Below are 19,457 nucleotides of genomic sequence, written 5' to 3' on the forward strand. Positions count from 1 at the left end.
GGCCTCAGCCGGCCGACGCGGGCGAGGAACCCGCCGAGACCCGGGCCAGGGAGGTGTGCGTGATCCGGCCGATGTGGGTGACGAGTTCGCCGACGGACATGGCGAGGATGGCGTCCATGTCCTTCTCCGCCAGGAATCCCATCAGGTCCACCCCGGCGCCGTAGCGGTGGTGGAGCAGCTCGGCGAGGGCGACGAACTCGATGCTCTCCAGGGCGAGGTCCTCGTTGAAGGTCGTCTCCATCGTGACCTCCTCCGCGAGGAGGTACTCGTCGCCGACGATCTCCACGAGCATGCCCGTGATCTCGGCGAGGATGTCAGGTGCCATGGCGGGTCTCCGTGAGGTGGAAGGGGACGGGGTAGGGCGCCGCGGCCGGGGCGGTGGAGTCGGTGGCGGTCCAGGCGACGACGTGGTCGAGCGGCGAGTCGGTACGTACGGCGCTCGTCAGCGGCGTGGTGCGGATCGGGTACGAGTGCCCGTCGGGGGAGGTCACGAGCAGGCCGCCGGAATCCGGATCGCCGGAATCCGGATCGTCGGCCACCCGCCAGTCCCGGGGCCGGCCGCCCAGCCCGCTGCCCTGCGCCTTCGCGGCGGCCTCCTTGGCGCACCACACGGCGGTGAGCGCGGCCGGCAGTCCGGCTCCGCCGCGGGCGGCCAGCCGTTCGGCGAGGCGGAGTTCGTCCGGCCCGAGCGCGATCCGGATCAGCGCGTCCGGGTCGGTCGTCACCGGCTCCAGGTCGATGCCGACCGGCCGGGCCGGGTGGGCCAGGGCGACGGCGATCCGGTCCTTGTGGGCGATCGACAGCCGGAAGCCGGGGGTCAGCGGGGACTCGGCGAGCGGCCGACCGGCCGGGTCGTTGCCGACGGGCACCTCCACCGGGAACACCGGCCCGGCTCCGCCGTCCCACAGCAGCCGGCGCAGCGCGTCCTTGGCGGCGATCCGGCCCAGCAGCCAGGGCGCCTGGGCACGCGGCGACAGCCGTTCGTAGGCCGCCCGCTCGGCGGCGCCGAGGTAGCGCCGCATCACCAGCTCCTGCGAGGCGGGATCGCTCCAGCGGCGCCGGGCCAGGCACCAGCCCTCCGGCCGGGGCTCGCCGATGCCGCAGACCTCCGGGGTGAACTTCATCGGCCAGACCCGCTCGTCGGCGCCGAACCGGCGGTACGTCCACCCCTCGATCCGGGCCCACACCTCGCCCGTGGCACGCCGCAGTTCGAGGTCACCGCGCACGGTGACGTCGTGCACCTCGCGGATCCGGGCCGTGGCGGCGACCAGCTCCAGCGGGGCGGGCGGGGGCCCGCAGAACCGGATGCGGTCCACCGTGGCCGGGAAGACCAGCCGGTCCACCGGGAGCCGCAGCTGCATCCAGTGGCCGAACAGCTGCCCGGCGGCGTCGAGGAGCGCGCCCGGGTCGGGCAGGGCCCGCAGCACCCCGTGGATGCCGTCCGAGCCGACGGTCCGTACCTCGTGCACCCCGGCGAAGCGGGGGCCGTGGAACATCCACCGGTCCCGGTAGAGGGCCGCGGCGCTGACGGGGGCCGGCCCGGGGTCCCGCAGGGGCGTGTCGTCGGGCGCGGGCGGCTGCCCGTACCGCTCGCCGAGCAGCACGACCACCGAGGCGTACTCCCCGAGGGCGACGCGCAGTCGGCCGGGCCCGTCACCGCGGACCGTGACCTCGACGTCGACGGCCGGCTCGACGGCGAGCCAGCGCAGGGCCCGTACGTCCTCGTAGCCGACGACGGCGAGGCCGGGCGGGGCGCAGCGCCGTGCGGCCTCGGCGGCCAGCTCCAGCATGGTGGTCATGGGGACGACGGGGAACCGGTCCGAGTCCTCGGGCCAGCCGTCGGGCTGGAGGTAGACGCAGTGGTCGCGGACGTAGGGCAGCGTGGTGAGCGAGAGCCGCAGGATGTGCTTCCCCGTGGCCCTCCCCGAACCGTTGGGGCGCTGCCCCGCACCGGCCGCCGGCGTGCCGGGGACCGGCCCCGCACCGCGCCCGCCGGCGGAAGCCGCCGCATCGGGCGCGCGCAGCGCCGACCAGGCCTCGGCGACGCTCCGGGCGGCCGAGCCGGTGTCCGCGAGGACCGCGTCCAGGGCGGACAGCAGGACCGGCCGGGGCCCGGACGGCTCGGGGGGCGACGCGGGCCTTCGGGTGGGGGTCGGGGCGGGCGGCGCCGCGGGCAGGACACCGCCGAGGGCGGCACGCGCCGCCCCGCCCAGGCGGACCAGCGGCGAACCGAGGTCCAGCTGCACGGCATGCCCCCGTGCGGCCGGGGACCCGGCCGCACGGCCCTCCACAGCACCGTCCTGCGCGACCCACTCCGCACCGTCCTTCGCGGCGCCCGCCTGCTCCCGGCCGGCGGACCCCGGCCCGGAGCCCGTCTGCGCCATCCGCCCCGCAGGGAAGAGCAGGTCCCAGCGCGGCGCGTGCCCCTCGGCCCAGAGGGCGGCGCAGGTGCGGCCGAGCGCCGCCAGACCCGGGAGGCGGGGGGAAGAGGCGGAGACCGAGAGGTGGGGGCGCTCGCGCAGGGTGTCCTCGACGAAACCGGGCAGACTGCCCGGGCCGAGCGTGACGAAGCCGCGCACGCCCTCCTCCTCGTACAGCCGCAGCGTCAGCTCGCGGAAGCGGACCGGCTCCAGGAGGTGGCGGACCACCAACTCCCGTACGTCTTCCGGTGCCGCGGGAAACGGCGCGCACGTGGTGGCCGACCACACCGGGAGGGAACCGGGCCCGAGCGGCAGCCGGTCGAAGGCGGCGCGGACCTGGCCGAGGTACGGCTCCCACATCGGGGTGTGGAAACCCGACCGGAACGGCAGCTCCTGACCGAGCACCCCGTCCCCGCGCAACCGCGCGACCACGGAGGCCACTTGCGCCGGATCGCCGCATATCACCGACTGGTGCGGGCAGTTGTCGTGGCTGACCACCACCCGGTCCAGACCGTGCAGCGCGGCCTCCGCGCGCCGCGCACCGCAGCCCAGCGCCGCGTACACGAGATCCGGGACGAGCAGATCGCCCGGCCGCAGCGAGTCCAGGAAGGTGTCGGCCGCCTCCCGCGGATACATCCCGGCGGCCACCATCGCCGCCCACTCGCCCAGGCTGTGGCCCGCCAGCACGTCGGCCTCGATGCCGAGCTCGGGCAGGACGCGGGCGAAGAAGCGGCCCGTGGCGATCGCGTCCAGGGCCCGTTCCACGAGCGACGCGCCCCGGGTGAGCCGGGGCGGCGCCAGCCCGAGCCGGTCCGCCACGTCGTCCACCACGGGTGCGAACTCCGGCTCCAGGCCCGGGAACAGGAACGCCACCCGGCCGCCCAGTGGCTCCGGCGTGAACCAGACGTCCCCGCGCCCCCGCCACGGCCGGCCGCGCGCCACCGCCTTCGCGGCCAGTGCGAGCCGCTGGGGCGTCGGCCCGACCACCGCGACCCGGCAGGGCCCCTCGCCTCCGGACGCCGGGGAAGCGGCCGCCAGCCGTGCCGACAGCTCCGCCGGCGTGTCCGCGCCGATGAGGAGTACGTCGTCCCGCGCGGCCGGCCCCACCGGCGCGGCCGCGGCTCCCAGCGGCAGGAACCGCCTCACCGGAGCCACGGGCCTCGCGGCGCCCGGAGCCACGGGCCTCGCGGCGCCCGGAGCCACGGGCCTCGCGGCGCCCGCAGCCACCGGGCTCGCGGCGCCCGGAGCCTCCTCCAGGACCACATGCGCGTTGATGCCGCCGAAGCCGAACGCGTTCACCCCGGCCCGGCGGGGCGCCGGCCCGCGCTCCCACGGCTCCGCCGCCGTCACCGGCCGCATCCGGGTCCGCGCCAGGTCCGGGTGCGGCTCCTCCAGGTGCAGCGTCGGCGGCAGCACCCCCTCGTACACCGCGAGGGCGGCCTTGATCAGCCCGGCCATGCCCGAGGCCTGCATGGTGTGGCCCAGCATCGACTTCACCGAGCCGAAGCCGATCTCCCCTCCCCCCTCCACGGGCGGTCCGAACACCTGGGCGAGGGTGTCCAGTTCGGCGGCGTCCCCCACCGGCGTGCCCGTGCCGTGCGCCTCCAGAAGGCCCAGCGCGCCCGGCTCCCGCGGATCCAGCCCCGCCTCCCGCCAGGCCCGCTCCAGTGCCCGTACCTGGCCCGCCACGAGAGGGCTCATCAGACTCGCCGCCCGGCCGTCCCCGGCCACGCCCGTCCCGCGGATCACCGCGTACACCCGGTCGCCGTCCCGCTCCGCGTCCGCCAGCCGCTTCAGCAGCACCACCCCGGTGCCCTCCGACAGCAGCGTCCCGTCGGCCCTGCGGTCGAAGGGCCGGATCCGCTCGCTCGGGCTGAGCGCCCGCAGCTGCGTGAACACGCTCCACAGCGTCGCGATGTGGCAGTGGTGCACCGCCCCCGCGACCACCGCGTCACAGCGCCCGCCGGCCAGCAGGCCCACCGCCTGGTCCACCGCCAGCAGGGACGAGGCGCAGGCCGCGTCCAGGGTGTAGGCGGGGCCGCGGAAGTCCAGCCGGTTCGCGGTCCGGGCCGCGGTGAAGCTCGGCACCAGCCCGATCGACGCGTCCGGCCGCTCCGGACCCAGCGCGTCCTGGAACGCCGCGCGCACCGCCGAGATCCGCCGCTCGCCCAGTTCCGGCGCCAGCTCCCGCAGCGTCTGCGCCAACTGGTGTGCGGTGCGGACCCGTTGGTCGAGACGCGCGGTGGCCACCCCCATGAATCCGCCGCGCCCCAGCACCACCCCGATCCGGGAGCGGTCGGCCGGCAGCCGGGTCTCGCCGCCCGCGTCGGCGATCGCCTCGGCCGTCGCGTGCAGGGCCAGCATCTGATCCGGCTCGGCCCCCTCCACCGTGGCCGGCATGATCCCGAACCGGGTCGGGTCGAAGGCGGCGAGGCCGTCGACGAAGCCGCCGCGCCGGCAGTAGAACCGGTCGCCGGCCGCGGGACCGGTGGCGCCCCGCGGGTCGTAGTACACCTCGGGATCCCAGCGGCCGGGCGGGACCTCGCCGATGGAGTCCGTACCGGCGAGGAGGTTGCGCCGGTACGCGGCGAGATCGGCGGCCCCCGGGAACACCGCGCCCATCCCGACGATCGCGGCATCGGTCGGCAGGGGGCCGCCGCGCCGCTGTCGTTCACTCATCGCCGTGACCTTCCTGCGCCATCAGGACGACCTGTACGTCGCTCCCGTGGGCCAGTTCGTCGAGGAACGCGGCGGTGCCCGCGTCCGGCGTGATCAGCGGGATGCCGCGACGGGCGTACGCACGCTCCAGCTCGGGTGTGACCATCCCGCCCGCCTCCGCCGCCCAGGGCCCCCAGTCGACGGACAGCACCCGGCCCGGGAAGGACTCCGCCCAGGTGTGCGCGAGGCCGTCGAGGGCGTCGTTGGCCGCGGCGTAGTCGCTCTGGCCGCGGTTGCCGTACACCCCGGCGACACTGCCGAACAGGGCCAGGAACCGGGGCGCGGGCCACGTTCCGTGCTCGGCGGCCGCGGCGGCCAGGTGGCGGGCGCCGGCCACCTTGGTGGTGAACACCTCGGTGAAGTCCGCGGGTTGCTTGTCGCGCAGCAGCCCGTCGCGCAGGATCCCGGCGCCGTGCACGATGCCGTCCAGCCGGCCGTGACGGCTGCGTACGTCGGCCACGACGGCCCGCACGGCCCGCCCGTCGGTGACGTCCGCGCAGTGGTAGCGGACGGAGGCCGCCGCCGTGGCGAGGGCGGCCAGGGTGGCCCGCACCTCGCGCTCGGCGAGGATCCGGGTAGCCGCCGCCTCGATCTCCGCGGGCGTACGGAGCCCTGCGGCGATCAGCGCTGCGCGCAGCGCGACCCGGTCGTGGGCCTGCCCGAAGTCATCGGCCCCGGCGGCCGGTTCGGGCGTACGCCCGACGAGTTCGACGTGGCATCCGGTGGCGCGGGCCAGGGCGAGCGCCGTACGGGCGGTGATCCCGCGGGCCCCGCCCGTGAGCAGGACCACCGAGCCCGGGTCCAGCAGCGGCGGCCCGTCGGAGGTGAGCAGGGGAGCGGGCACCGGGCGGCGGGCGACGCGGGTGCCGTCGGCGGTGTACCCGACGGAGGCGGGGGCCGCGGGCGCGGCTTCGGCTGTGGCATCGCATGTCAGCTCGGCGAGGAGCTGCGCCGCGATGCGTTCCGGGTCCTCCTTGGGGTGGATGTCCACGGCGCGGACCAGCGTGCCGGGGAATTCGAGGGCCGCGCTGCGGGCGAAGCCGTGCAGCCCGGCGCCCGGAGTGCCGGGAGCGGTCACCAGGAGCAGCCGCCGTACCCCGCCGGTCAGGGCGCGCCGCAGCCGGGGGAAGGCCTCGGGCAGCACGGGCTCGGCCCCTGCCCGCAGCGCGGACAGATCGACGATCCCGTCGAACCCGGCGTCGATGTCGGCGCAGGCGTTCGTTCCGGTGTCGCTGTCAGGTCCGGGCAGGATCTTCGCCTCGGCCCCCCGCCCGTCCAGGGCCGCGCCGAGGGCGAGCGCGATGCCCTGGCCGTCCTCGACGACCCCGATCCGCAGGCCGCGGAGGGACTCCGGGTCGCCGGTGGCCGCCGGTACGGGCAGCAGGTCCACCCGGAGCCGGCTGACCGGGGGTACGACGGGCCCCGTGTCGGGGGCCGCCGCGCCACCGGGCGCGTGGGAGGTGACCCAGTCCACGATCCCGCGCAGCGTCTTGATCCGGGACAGCTCCTCGACCGCCGACTCGGCGGAGCCGCCCGGGTCCTGGGGAAGGCCGATCCGGTCGGCGAGCGCCCCGATGATCTCCACGCGTTTGATGGAGTCGATGGAGAGGTCCGCCTCCAGGTCGAGCCCGGGGTCGAGCATGTCCCGGGGGTATCCGGTCCTGGTGTGGACGATCTCCAGCACGACGTCCATGACCTTGTCCGCCGATGGGGCTCCGCCGGTGTGCGGGGTCCCGATGCCGGTCCGGGTGGCCGCGCCCGGCCCGCCCGGCCCTCCCGGGGCAGCGGCCGTGCCCACAGCCCCGGCGGGCCACGGCCTGGTCCAAGGGGCGCCGGGCATACCGGTGTTGGGGGTGGCGCCCGCAGGGGCGTTGTTCCACGGTCCGGGGTCGGTCCCGGGCATCCCGGTGCCTGCGGCTGCCCCCTGCGGGTACTGGCCGTTCGGCTGGTTCCCCGGCCGCGGGTCGGGGGTGGGCCCGGTGGGGGGTATCCGGGCTGCGCCTGCCGCCTCGGTGGCGGGCCACGGCCCGGGCCAAGGGGCGCCGGGCATACCGGTGTGGGGGGCGGCGCCCGCAGGGGCGTTGTGCCACGGTCCTGGGTCGGTCCCGGGCATCCCGGTGCCTGCGGCTGCCCCCTGCGGGTACTGGCCGTTCGGCTGGTTCCCCGGCCAGGGGCCGGGAGTCGGCCCGGTGGCGGGAACCCAGGCCGTGCTCGGCACGCCCGGCGCGGCGCCCGCCATGGCGGGCCAAGGGTCGCCGGGTGTCCCGGCCGGGTGCAGCCCGACGGGTGCGGCGCCCACGGCGCCGACTGACTCGGCCGGAGGCCGGCCCGTGGCACGGCTCGGCGCAGCCGCGGGGGTGCCGAGGTAGCCGAGGAGGACGTCCCGCTGGGCCTCGACCAGTTCGCGGGTACCGCGGAGGTACTCCAGCACCGCCTCCTCACGCCGGTCGGCGGCCGGAGCCGGACTGGAACCGGCAGGCGTAGCCGGACCCGCGCCGGTGGCCGGACCCGCACCGGCACCCGCAACCGCGCCGGCAGGCCAACCCGCACCGGCACCCGCAACCGTGCCGGCAGGCCAACCCGCACCGGCATCCCTGGCCGCAACCGCACCGGCCGCCGTAGCCGCAGCCGCGCCGGCGGGCGAACCCGCACCGGCGGCCGTGGCCGCAACCGCGCCGGCGAGCGAACCCGCACCGGCGGCCGTGGCCGCAGCCGAGCCCCCGCCCGCAACCGCCGGAGGTATGCGGCGGGGCGGGCGCAGGCCCCCGGCGACCGGTGCGCCGTCCGCCGTGCGTACCAGGTGGCCGTCCACCAGCCAGCCCGGGCGCCGCGGGGCGCGGTCCGGGAGGCGGGAGGTCCGGCCGTGGAACAGCGCCTCCGGCGCCACCGGCACGCCCGCCGCCGTCAGCTCCGCCAGCGCCGTGACCAGCCGGACCAGGCCGTGCTCGCCCGGTACGTCCAGCGGGACCACCGTGTGCGGACGGTCGTGCAGGATCCGGCCGATGAGACCGGACAGGACCCGGCCGGGCCCCGCTTCCACGAACGTCCGGACACCGGCCGCGTACATCGCCTCCACCTGCTCCACGAACCGGACCGGCTCCGCGACCTGGCGAGCGGCAAGGCTTCGTACGGATTCCGGATCAGTGGGGTAGAGGCCGGCCGTCGTGTTCGACCAGACGGGGACGGCCGGTCCGGACACCGCCGTCGCCGCCAGCTCACTGGCGAGCGCCGCGGCGGCCCCCGCCACCACCTCGCTGTGGAACGCGCAGGCCACCGGGATCGGCTCCGCCGACAGCCCCGCCTCCCGCAGCGCGGCCACCGCCGCCGTCACCGCTGCCGTCGGCCCCGAAATCACGCACTGCCGGGGCGCGTTGTGGTTGGCCACCCCGCATCCGGCGCGGGCCGCGATCTCCCGTACCTCCTGCGGCGGGGCCGACACCGCGGCCATCGACCCCGGATCCGCGCCGGCGGCCGTCACGATCGCCTCGGCCCGGCGCGCGCTCAGCCGCAGCAGGCCTTCCGTGTCGTAGACCCCCGCCGCCCACAGCGCGGTGAGCTCCCCGTACGAGTGCCCGGCCACGCAGTCCGGGCGCACCCCCAGCTCGCCGAGCAGCCGGTGCGCCGCCGCCCCCGCCAGCCCGAGGGCGGGCTGGGCCACCCGCGTGTCGGTGACCGCCGCCCGCTGCGCCGCCCGCCCCTCGGCGGTGAACGCCGCCGGCGGGAACATCGCCGACACCACCGTCACCGGCGCCGTGTCCAGCAGGCCGCGCAGGGCGGGGAAGGTCATGAACAACTCGCCCAGCATCCCCGTCCGTTGGCTGCCCTGCCCGGGGAACAGGAACGCCACCCGGCCCGGCTCCGGCGACTCCTCCCGTACGTGGACCCCCGCGCCCGGCGCGAAGGCCCGCGCCCGCTCCAGCCGGGCCGCCAGCTCGTCCAGATCGGCCGCCACGACCGCCACCTGGACCGTGCCGGAGCCTGCGGCGGAGCCCGTGCCGGATACCGCAGCGGTGTCCGCCGCCAGGTCCCGCAGGGGCCACGGCCGCCCGGCCGCGTCGTTCTCCTCCAGCCTCGCCGCGAGCCGCGCCATCGCCCGGCCCGCCGCCCGCCGGTCCTCACCGCGGAAGCAGAACAGCTCGGCCGGCCACTCCTCCAGGCCGTGCCGCGGCTCCTCGGATCCTCCGTAACCGGCCAGCACCGCGTGGTAGTTGGTCCCGCCGAAGCCGAAGGCGCTCACCCCGGCGATCCGCCGATCCGCGGGCACCGCCCAGGGCCGGGCCGCGGTATCGAAGGAGAAGGGGCTGCTCTCCGCCCGCCAGGCCGGGTTCGGCGTGTCGATGTGCAGGGTCGGCGGGCGCACCCCCGCGTGGACCGCCCGGGCCGCCTTGATCAGCCCGGCCAGCCCGGCCGCGCACTTGGTGTGCCCGAGCTGCGACTTCACGGAGCCGAGCGCGCAGGCGCCGGCCGCCGCCCCGGACGCGGTGAACAGCTCGCTCAGTACGGCCAGTTCGGTGCTGTCGCCGACCACCGTTCCGGTGCCGTGCGCCTCGATCAGGCCCACCTCGCCCGGGGCGATGCCGGCCCGTGCGTAGGCCCGTTCCAGGGCCCGTCGCTGTCCTTCCGGCCGCGGCGCGGTCAGCCCGAGGGACCGGCCGTCGCTGGAGGCGCCCACCGCCTTGATCACGGCGTACACCCGGTCGCCGTCCCGCTCCGCGTCCGCGAGCCGCTTCAGGACGAGCGCCCCCACGCCCTCGCCGAGGGCGATTCCGTCGGCGGCCGCGTCGAAGGGCCGGCAGCGGCCGCCGGGTGACAGGGCGCGGACGGAGGCGAACATCAGGTAGTCGTTGATGCCGTTGTGCACGTCGGCGCCCCCGCACAGCACCATGTCGCTGTCGCGGTCGCGCAGTTGGCGGCAGGCGAGGTCCAGCGCGGCGAGCGAGGAGGCGCAGGCGGCGTCGACCGTGCAGTTCGCGCCGCCCAGGTCGAGCCGGTTGGCGACGCGGCCCGCGATGACGTTGGCGAGGATCCCGGGGAAGGAGTCCTCGGTGAGCCGCGGCAGCTGGGCGTCCAACTCGGCGGGGAGGTCGCCCAGATAGGCCGGGTGCAGGGCGCGCAGCCCGTACGCGCCGGCCAGTTCGGTACCGGCCTCCGCGCCGAAGACCACCGAGGTACGGGAGCGGTCGAAGGCGCGGTCCTTGCCGTAGCCCGCGTCCCCCAGGGCCCGCGCCGAGATCTCCAGGGCCAGCAGCTGCACCGGCTCGATCCCGGAGAGGGAGGCGGGCGGAATGCCGTGCGCGAGGGCGTCGAAGGGCACCGGTCCGAGGAAGCCGCCCCAGCGGGACGGGGTGCGCTCGCCGGCCCGTGCCGGATCGGCGTCGTAGTACAGCGCCGGGTCCCAGCGCTCGGCCGGCACTTCGGTGACGGCGTCCGCCCCGGCGAGGACCATGGCCCAGTAGGCGGCGAGGTCGGGGGCGCCGGGGTAGGCGCAGGCCATGCCGACGATGGCGATGTCGAGCGGATCGGCCGCCGGTGGCTCCGCGGGGGCGGCGAAATCCCGGGCCCGCCGCGCCAGCAGCGCGGCGGCTCCCTCGGTGACCTGGCTGTGCAGCGCGGCGATCGTCGTGGTCGCGGATCGGAGGGTCGCGGCCTGCCCGAGCATGAACAACCCCTCGGCGTACTGCTGTTCCTCGCCGACGACCTCCAGCCGGTCCCTGCCCCCGGCTCCCGCCGCGCCGCAGACGCCCGCACCCGCCTGCCCCCCGCCCTCAGCTTGCGCCGAGCCCTGTGACTGCGCCCCGCCCTCAGGCTGCGCCGAGCCGACCGTTCGGCGGAGGCCCTTGGTGGCGATCCGTAGTCGGCCCAGGCTGAGTTGCTCCAGTTCTTCCCAGACCTCCCGCGGTGCGGCTCCGCTCTCCGCCAGCCGCCGCCGGGTCGCCTCGAAGGTTTCGGCGTACGGGGTCGCCGCACACCGCGTGGCATGTCCGGGCGCGGTGCGCAGCAGTACCGTGTCCGCGCACTCCATCGCCGCCCGCTGGAAGCCCGGCACTACGGCGCCCGCCGCCACCGCCTCCTCGGTGAACAGGTACGCGGTGCCCATCAGCACCCCGATCCGCGCGCCCCGCTCGGCCAGCGGAGCCGCCGCCGCCACCGCCATCGCGGCGGACCGCTCGTCGTGGATCCCGCCCGCGAACAGCAGGTCCAGGGCCTCCGGCTCGGGGCCGGACAGCAGCCGCTCGATCTGCTCCTCCCACAGCGGGAAGGAGGCGCGCGGTCCGACGTGTCCGCCGCACTCCAGCCCCTCGAAGACGAACCTGCGGGCCCCCTCGGCGAGGTACCGCTCCAGCAGACCGGGCGAGGGCACGTGCAGGTGGGTCCGGATCCCGGCCGCCTCCAGCGGGGCCGCCTGCGCAGGGGTGCCGCCGGCGATGATCGCGTACGGCGGACGGGCCTCGGTCACGGCCGTCAGCTGCTCCCGCCGCAGCTCGGGCGGGGCGAAGCCGAGCAGTCCCACGCCCCAGGGGCGTTCCCCGAGCCGCTCGGCGGTCTCGGCGAGGAGCCGGCGCACGTCGGGGCCCTCCATCACCGCGAGCGCCAGGTACGGGACCCCGCCCTCGGCGGCCACCGCACCGGCGAAGGCCGCCTGGTCGCTCACCCGGGTCATCGGCCCCTGCGCGACGGCCGGCGGCCGGGCCCGCGCCGCCGCCTCCAGGTGACCGGTGACGGCCGCCCGTACGGCCTGGAGCACACCGCCGGTGGTCCGGTACCGCGCGGCCAGGCGGCCCGCCGAGGCCCCGTCCTGTCCGACGGGCAGCAACTGCGCCCGCAGGTCCCGGGCGCCGAGCAGAGCGTGCACCGGCCCCTCGGGCAGCGGCAGGTCGGGCCGGGCGAACACCCGGTGGCCGTCGGCCAGCCGGGTCTCGGAACCGTCCATCGCGCGCAGCGCGGCCGCCACTTCCTCCGGCAGCCCCACCTCGCCCTCGGCGGTCAGGGCCAGTTGTGCGTCGAGCAGCACCCCGGCGGCTCCGCCCGCGACGGCCGCGGCCGCCGTGTGCGGCCCGATCCCGCCGTAGGCCCGTACGGGTACGCGGATCGCGGGGTCCCCGAGCAGTTGCTGGAGCAGTACGAAGGTGGTGGTCCCGCCCACCCGGCCGCCGGCCTCGTGTCCCTTGGCGACGAGCGAGTCCGCCCCGGCGGCCACGGCGGTCGCGGCCTCCGCCGTGCTGGTGACCTCGGCCCACACCCGGGGCCGCCCGGCCGCCGCGGCCCACGCGGCCACCCGCTCCGGCGTGTGCGACGCGGGGTCGGCGAGCAGGACCGTGTCCACCGCGGCCGGCAGCTCCTCGGGCCCGAGCGGACAGCCCGCGGGCACCCGCACTCCGTACCCGCCGGTGCCGGTGCCGGTGCCGCCGCCGCCGAGCCGGCGGCCCAGCTCCGCGAACCCGCGCCGCGCGGCGCCCGCGTCCCGGCCGAGGTCGAGCAGTCCGAGGGCCCCGGCGCGCTCGGCGGCGGTCACGATCCCCGGACGGGGCTCCTCGAAGGGACTGACCGCGACGACCAGGTCACGGGTGGCTGCGGATTGCGGGGGCTGGGGGGTCACGGGCGCTCCTCTTCCAGTGCTGTGTGACATGGCGCAATGCAGGACGGAAGAACCGACGAACGGCAGTGCGGGAGAAGGGAGATGCGGCGGGCTTGAACAATGGTCAAACACCCTCACGCCGCGATGCATCGTGCGGTCGCCGCCGTGCACTGTCAACAGCTATGCGGAGGGCGGTCCTTCGGGTCGTCGGCGCGGGCGGACCGCCCGGAACGCACCCCGAGCGAACCCCCGGCGCACCCTCGCCGAGCCGGTGGCCTGCGGCGTTTCCCGCCGGAGTGGGCCGACCCCGCCGCCCGGCCCGGCGTAGGACATCCTCCCGGGCATGCCGCACCGGCATGCCTATCCACCGATCGCGCATGAACGTCACGCGGGGTCCGTACAGTTGTTCACCCGACGAGCCCTTACAGGTACAGCCCCACGCGGTTACCGTCCGGTCATGACCCCCACCCTCGCGCAGCTCCGCTACCTCGTCGCCGTCGCCGACTGCCGGTCCATCACCGGCGCCGCCGCCTCGGTCTTCGTCGCCCAGTCCGCCCTCTCCCGGGCCGTCCAGGCCATGGAACGAGATCTGGGCGTGGAACTCCTCGCCCGCCGGGGAAGGGGGGTGGACCTCACACCGGAGGGGGCCCGGGTCGTCCGGCTGGCCCGCACCGTACTCAACGCGGTGGAGGCCATCGACGACATCGGGACCCCGCACGGCAGGGACGACCGGGCCGTCCTGACCCTCGTCAGCACCCCCACCCTCGCCCTCGACCTGGCCACCGACCTGGTCGCGGCCTTCACCGAGCGGCACCCGACCGTCGACGTCCGGCTCCAGCAGCACGACAGCCGGGAGGCTCTGGTCGAGGAACTGACCCAGGGGCGCTCCGAGTTGGCCCTGGTCGACCTGCCCGTCGACAAGGAGCTCTCCACCCACCACATCCAGGAGCGGGAGGTGGTGCTGATCTCACCCATCGGCTCGCGGCTGCCGCACCCGGTGCCGTTCCGCATGCTCGACGGCCTGCCGATGGTGCTGCCCACTCCGGGCACGGGCCGGCGCACCGAGATGGAGGCCATGTTCAGCTGCCTCGGAGTGCGGCCCGTCCCCTCCCTGGAGGTCGACGAACGCCTCGCCTGGGTGACGGGCGTGACGGACGGCCGAGGCTCCCTCATCTGGTACCGCGACGTGGTGTCAAGGGCCTTCGGGAGCCGGGCCGAGATCCGCTCCTTCACACCGCCCCTGCTGCGCCCGGTGGGCATCGCCCACGCCCGGCGGCCGCTGAGCCGTGCGGCCCGCGCCTTCATCGCACAGGCCGGGCACAAGGCGCCCGTACGGGAGCCGGTGCGCTGACCGGACATGCCCACGCGGCATTGAACGATGCTCGAACGGGAGGGGACGGGGCCTGGTGCCACCCCCTGATGTCCCATCACATTGTGTGCATGTCCCGACTGCTGACACCCCCACGGGCCGCCGCCCTCGCGACCGCGGCCCTCGCCACGATCCTGCCGGCGCTCGCCTGGATGACGAGCGCCACCGCATCCCCGGCCGCTGCCCCTGCCTCGTCCGCCCCGGCGGCGGCCGCCGAAAACCTGGCGCCGGAGAAGAAGTGCACCCTCCCCGGCGGCCTGGCCGAGCTCAGCGGCCTCGCCATGAGCCGCAAACACCCCGGCGTCTTCTACGCCGTCAACGACAGCGGGAACACCAACCAGGTCTTCGCCGTCGACTGCAACAGCGCCACCGGCCGGTTGGTGGCCACCTACACCGTCTCCGGCGTCGGCAACACCGACTGGGAGGGCCTGGCACTCGGCAAGGACACCACGGGCCGCCCGGCGATCCTCGTCGGCGACATCGGCGACAACTTCAGCGGGCGCGCGGAAATCACCGTGCACAGCTTCGCCGAACCCGACCAGCTCGCCAATGCCACGGTCACCCCGGTGACCTACCGCTTCTCCTACGCCGACGGCAAGCACGACGCCGAATCCCTGCTCGCCGATCCCGGCACCGGCCGGATCTACGTCGCGAGCAAGCTCATCGGCGCCGCCGGTCAGCTCTACCAGGCCCCGCTGCCGCCGGTGACCGGGCAGGTCAACACCCTCACCGCCGTCCGGCCCGGACCGGTGTTCGCCACCGACGGCGCCTTCTCGCCGTCGGGTGCCTCGTACACCCTGCGCAGCGGCGGACCGCTGGGCGCCAACACGGCCTCCGTGTACGACACCGCCGGGGTCAAGCTCGCGGACGTCGCCCTCCCGGCCCAGTCGCAGGGGGAGACGGTGACGTACGCCGACTGCGCGAACCTGCTCGTCGGATCGGAGAACGACACGCAGATCTGGCGGGTACCGCTGCCGCCGGAGGCCACCCCGGGCTGCGGTACCACGCCGACGCCCACCCCCACGCCTACGCCGACCCCTACGCCCACCCCGACACCGACCCCCACTCCGACTCCGACACCGACTCCCACATCCACCCCCGGTGACCTGAAGTTCACCCACCCCGGTCCGCACACCTGCAAGTTCAACCAGTCCTGCACCATCCAGCTCACCACCACCGGCGGAAAGCCCCCCGTCCGGTACGCCGTCACCGGCCTGCCCTGGGGCCTGACCCTCGACAGCGCCTCCGGACGGATCACCGGCAAACCCTGGGGCAGCGGCACCGTCCAGGTCACGGCCACCGCCACCGACTCCACCGGCGCCAGCGCCGGCACCACCTTCGCGCTGACCATCGTCTGGTTCTGAGACGGAGCGGGGACGGAGCGGGGACGGGGCGCGCTTGTCCGGTTCAGCGGCGAAGCGCCTCGACGCGTACCTCCACCGAGTGCCACCCGGTCGCCCCGTCCGGAACGGTGCCGGTCCGGACCCCGGTCTGGACGGCGCCCGTGCCGTCCGTCGCGCGGACCTCCAGCGTGTGCCGTCCGGGCGTCGCCTCCCAGAGCCACACCCACTGCCGCCAGGTGTCCACGCCGTCCGACGCCCCGAGCCGCGCCTCCTGCCAGGGGCCGCCGTCCACCCGTACGTCGACCCGCTCGATCCCCCGGTGCTGCGCCCACGCCACCCCGGCGACCGCCACGCGGCCCGGCTCCAGGCCGGCGTGGTGGCGCGGGGTGTCGATCCGCGACTGCGTCTTGACCGGGGCCTGTTCGGCCCAGGACCTGCGCACCCAGTAGGCGTCGTACGCGGCGAAGGTGGTCAGCCGCAGCTCGCTCAGCCATTTGCAGGCGGAGACGTACCCGTACAGGCCCGGTACGACCATCCGGACCGGGAACCCGTGCGCGAAGGGCAGCGGCTCGCCGTTCATTCCGACGGCCAGCAGCGCCGCCCGGCCGTCCATGACCGTCTCCACGGGCGTGCCGATGGTCATGCCGTCCACCGACCGCGCCACCAGCTGGTCGGCCGGACCGCCCTGGGACGGCGGCCGTACCCCCGCCTCGCGGAGCAGGTCCCCGAGCCGTACGCCGAGCCAGCGGGCGTTGCCCGCGTACGGGCCGCCCACCTCGTTGGACACGCAGGTGAGGGTGATGTCGTGCTCGACCAGGGGGCGGGCGAGCAGCTCCCGCAGATCGAGGGTGAGGGGCCTGCCGACGCCCTCCCCGTGGATGCGCAGCCGCCAGGTGCCCGCGTCCACGCGCGGCACGACCAGGGCGGTGTCCACGCGGTAGAAGTCCTGGTTGGGAGTGAGGAAGGGGGAGAGCCCCGGCACCCGCAGGTCGGCCCCGGCGGGCACCGGAGGCGCGGGCACCGTGGGCCGGGGGAGGACGAAGCGGGCCCGGGAGGCGGTGGCTCCGGCCGAACCGTGGGCACCCAGGCGCCGCCCGGCGAATCCCACCCCGGCCGAGAGCGCCAGGACGGCGGCGACCAGCCGGCCGAAGCCGCGCCGGTCCACCGCCCAGGTCCCTCCGGGCGGCGCACCGGCCGGCCGGGGCCGCGTCGCGGCCCTGACCAGCAGGTACAGCACCCCGGCCGCGGCCAGCGCGCCCATCAGCGAGGGCAGCGCGTCCGTCCACGAGGCCTGCGGACGGCCGAGCGCGGCCGCCGCCCCCAGCAGCCCGAAACCGCCCGCGACCGCCATCCCGGCGGGGAGGCGGCGTACGGCGAGCAGCCCGGCCAGGGCGGCGACCGCCGCCAGGACCGCGAGGATGCCGAGCGTCAGCGCGAGCTTGTTGGCGGTGCCGAACAGCTGGATGGCCCATTCCCTGACGGCCACGGGCGTGAGGTCGACCACCGCCCCGCCGACGGCGGTGACCGGAGAGGCCTCGGGCCGGACGGCCGCCGCGGCCAGCTCCGCCAGCGCCAGCCCGGCGAAGGCCGCGACCAGCCCGCTGACGGCGCCGCGCAACTGCTGGCGCCGCCCGGGACCGGCCTGAGCACGGGTCATCCGGTCGCCGGGGGCAGCGCCGCCGAGATGCGCGCGGCCAGACGGTACGCGTCCCCGCCGGGCCGGTTCGGATGCCGGGTGGTCCGCCCGGCCCACTGCGCGTCGAAGGCGTGCCAGTCGATCGCCCGCGGCGCGGCCCGCCGCACCAGCGCCTCCTCCAGCGAGGCGAAGTAGTGAGCCCACCTCGGGGCGTACAACTCGGCGATCAGTCCGCTCCATTCGCGGTTCGCGTAGTCGTGCAGGGAGCCGCCCTCGCTGGCGCCGCGGTGGCCCCATACGCTGAGCAGGGAGCGGGCGTCGTACTCGTACCGGTCCTGCTCGGCCTGGTCGGCGCCCCGGGAGCGGGCCCCGGCGAGCCACGGGCCGAGGAGGAAGTTCGGATCGGAGCCGGTGACCGCCTCCAAGTCCCGCATTCCGTCCTGCCATTCGGCCGTCAGCGCGCGGAAGCGGGTCAGGTCCTTGGCCTCGTAAGCCTCCTTGATCTTCGGCAGCAGCACCCGGGAGTGGTTGGCGAGGGCCTGCCGGGCGGTGTCCACCAGGTCGAAACGGTAGGCGCTGGAGCCGCGCAGTCGCGGATCCACCTTGAGCAGGTGGTCCAGGGCCCTGCGCACCGAACCGGCCGGGTAGCGCATGGACTTGGGGCTGAAGTGCGCCGCCCCCGCCGCGGTCAGACTCGGCCGGGCGGTGAACAGGCTGTCCTGCGACTCCGACCACAGACCCGAGGAGGTGCTGTACGGCCCCTTGCGGAGCTCCTCCCAGGCCGCGGCGGCCTCGGCGTCGGGCCGGCCGTAGCGGCGGGCCGCGAAGTCGGCGAACCACTTCCGCTGGTCGATGGGGCCGGGCTCCCAGGCCAGGTCGGTGAAGAGGTCGAAGGCCGCCGGGTTGGTGCCGGTGGCCTCCGGCAGGTACGCGATCCCGGTGAGCGCGCTGTCGGGCTTGGCGCGCCAGGGGCCGAACCGCTCGATCCACACGGAGGTGTTCGCGCCGATCGTGGTGTGCCCGCCGAAGTTGTAGATGGTGCCCATCGCGTACGGGGCGCCGCCCCAACGGGCCTCGCGGTCCAGCCCGTTGTACCGGTCCGACAGTCCGTCCAGGATCAGCAGCTTCGAGGTGTCCACCCCGGCCAGAAGCTCCGCGGTCGGGTCCTCCTGCCAGCCCAGCACCGCCCACAGCGCGTCCGGGTGGGCGGCGTGCAGCGCGTCCTGGATGGCGCCCGCCGCGGCGCTGACGTCCACGGAACCGGTCCGGCCGCCCTCGTGCAGCGGGCTCATCCGGTACATCGTGCTGTCCCCGAACACCGCCCGCTGCTCGGCGTAGTACGCGGCGGCCAGCTTCCCGAAGGCCGGTGAGGCGGGGTCCAGCCAGTCCGGGCGGTCGAAGCCCGCCCAGCCGCCCTGCGGCACCGTGACGGCCCCCTGGTTGCGGGCGGCGAACCCGGGCGGCACGGTGCCGAAGTAGCCGGGCAGCACCGGGGTCATGCCGAGCCCGCGCAGCTGCTCGGCGATCCGCCCGCCCAGCTCGGCGCGCTCCCGCATCAGCCGCTCGGAGACCGGGCCGCCGAATCCGCTCATGTTCTGCAGCAGCCACCAGCTCTGGTGGCCGGGGCCGGGGATCCACCGGCGCAGCTCCTCGGGGGAGTAGCCGAACCCCTGGAGCGCCCGGTAGTACGGGTACTCGGCGCCCACCTGCACGAACACCTCGTTGATGCCGTGCAGGGCGAGCAGGTCGATCTGCCGCTGGTGTTCCTCGAAGGAGCGGTACGGGCCCGAGTACCCGTCGTCCGTGTCGTTGAGCGCGTACCGGTGCGGGACCTGTGCGCTGCGGGTGACCGCCGCCGGGGCGCCCGGCAGTCGGTCGGGCAGCATGCCGAGGCTGTCGCCGGGCCAGCCGATGTCGGCCCCGGCGATGTGCTGGAGGTACCAGCCGACGCCGGTGAGCAGGGTGGCCCCGGTGCTGCCGTGCACGGTGATCGCGCCGGCGGTCCCGGACACGGTGAAGGTGTCGGCGCCGGCGGCCGCGTCGGGCACCAGGGTGAACTGCCCGGAGTGGCGCGGAAGCAGCCGCTCCAGGGCGGCCCGCGCGGGCGCGACGTCGAAGGTGCCGCTCCGCGGCGCGCCCGCGTACGCGGGGGACCGTACGTCGGCCCGTGCGGCCGCCCGTGCGTCGGCTCGTGCCTCGGCTCGTGCGTCGGCCCGCGCCTCGGCCCGTACGTCGGCTCGTACGTCGGCCCGTGCGGGCGACCCCGCACCCGGGGCGGGGGCCCCGGGTGCGGGCCCCGCGCAGATCAGCGCCAGCAGCGCCGCGGGAAGAGCGGCGAGGGCGATCGGGCGGGGGCCGGGCAGGCGGCGACGCCCGCTTCGTGTCATCGGGTTCC

General features: G+C 76.1%; 7 protein-coding genes. 2 read left to right on the plus strand and 5 right to left on the minus strand.

Going from position 1 to position 19,457, the window contains the following annotated elements; all coding sequences use genetic code 11:
- Positions 1 to 4: 4 nt before the first annotated feature.
- Genes ACZ4TV_RS20105 through ACZ4TV_RS20115 form a run of 3 tightly spaced genes read right to left on the minus strand, consistent with a single transcriptional unit; the run spans position 5 to position 12,735 of the window.
- The gene (locus ACZ4TV_RS20105; protein WP_468136034.1) at positions 5 to 325 is read right to left on the minus strand and encodes an acyl carrier protein; all 321 of its coding nucleotides are present in this window, start codon (positions 323 to 325) and stop codon (positions 5 to 7) included.
- Positions 315 to 5,099, minus strand: a complete 4,785-nt coding sequence (locus tag ACZ4TV_RS20110) for a beta-ketoacyl synthase N-terminal-like domain-containing protein (RefSeq protein ID WP_468136035.1) — start codon at positions 5,097 to 5,099, stop codon at positions 315 to 317. Before ACZ4TV_RS20110 ends, ACZ4TV_RS20105 begins: the two co-directional genes overlap by 11 nt.
- Positions 5,092 to 12,735 (minus strand): SDR family NAD(P)-dependent oxidoreductase, encoded by a 7,644-nt coding sequence (locus ACZ4TV_RS20115; protein WP_468136036.1) that lies wholly within the window; start codon positions 12,733 to 12,735, stop codon positions 5,092 to 5,094. The genes ACZ4TV_RS20110 and ACZ4TV_RS20115 overlap by 8 nt, the downstream gene beginning before the upstream one ends.
- 436 nt (positions 12,736 to 13,171) lie before the next feature.
- On the opposite strand from ACZ4TV_RS20115, the gene ACZ4TV_RS20120 reads away from it, so the two are divergent.
- A complete protein-coding gene (locus ACZ4TV_RS20120; protein ID WP_468136037.1) occupies positions 13,172 to 14,065 on the plus strand; it encodes a LysR family transcriptional regulator in 894 nt (297 codons plus the stop codon).
- An 89-nt stretch (positions 14,066 to 14,154) separates the two neighbouring features.
- Positions 14,155 to 15,447: a putative Ig domain-containing protein gene (locus tag ACZ4TV_RS20125; RefSeq protein ID WP_468136038.1), complete on the plus strand. Its 1,293-nt coding sequence runs from the start codon at positions 14,155 to 14,157 to the stop codon at positions 15,445 to 15,447.
- Between the two features lie 43 nt (positions 15,448 to 15,490).
- Here ACZ4TV_RS20125 and ACZ4TV_RS20130 read toward each other — a convergent pair whose 3' ends face one another.
- Together ACZ4TV_RS20130 and ACZ4TV_RS20135 are read right to left on the minus strand one after the other, a co-directional pair.
- A complete protein-coding gene (locus ACZ4TV_RS20130) occupies positions 15,491 to 17,083 on the minus strand; it encodes a molybdopterin-dependent oxidoreductase (protein ID WP_468136039.1) in 1,593 nt (530 codons plus the stop codon).
- Positions 17,080 to 19,449, minus strand: coding sequence for an alpha-N-acetylglucosaminidase (locus tag ACZ4TV_RS20135; RefSeq protein WP_468136040.1), 2,370 nt, complete (start codon positions 19,447 to 19,449; stop codon positions 17,080 to 17,082). The genes ACZ4TV_RS20130 and ACZ4TV_RS20135 overlap by 4 nt, the downstream gene beginning before the upstream one ends.
- Between the last annotated feature and the right edge of the window lie 8 nt (positions 19,450 to 19,457).

The sequence above is a fragment of the Streptomyces sp. NPDC028910 genome, from assembly GCF_055564955.1.

Coding starts and splice junctions, on each gene's coding strand:
- ACZ4TV_RS20105 (WP_468136034.1), bottom strand. CDS start 325: ATGGCACCTGACATCCTCGCCGAGATCACGGGCATGCTCGTGGAGATC.
- ACZ4TV_RS20110 (WP_468136035.1), bottom strand. CDS start 5,099: ATGAGTGAACGACAGCGGCGCGGCGGCCCCCTGCCGACCGATGCCGCG.
- ACZ4TV_RS20120 (WP_468136037.1), top strand. CDS start 13,172: ATGACCCCCACCCTCGCGCAGCTCCGCTACCTCGTCGCCGTCGCCGAC.
- ACZ4TV_RS20125 (WP_468136038.1), top strand. CDS start 14,155: ATGTCCCGACTGCTGACACCCCCACGGGCCGCCGCCCTCGCGACCGCG.
- ACZ4TV_RS20130 (WP_468136039.1), bottom strand. CDS start 17,083: ATGACCCGTGCTCAGGCCGGTCCCGGGCGGCGCCAGCAGTTGCGCGGC.
- ACZ4TV_RS20135 (WP_468136040.1), bottom strand. CDS start 19,449: ATGACACGAAGCGGGCGTCGCCGCCTGCCCGGCCCCCGCCCGATCGCC.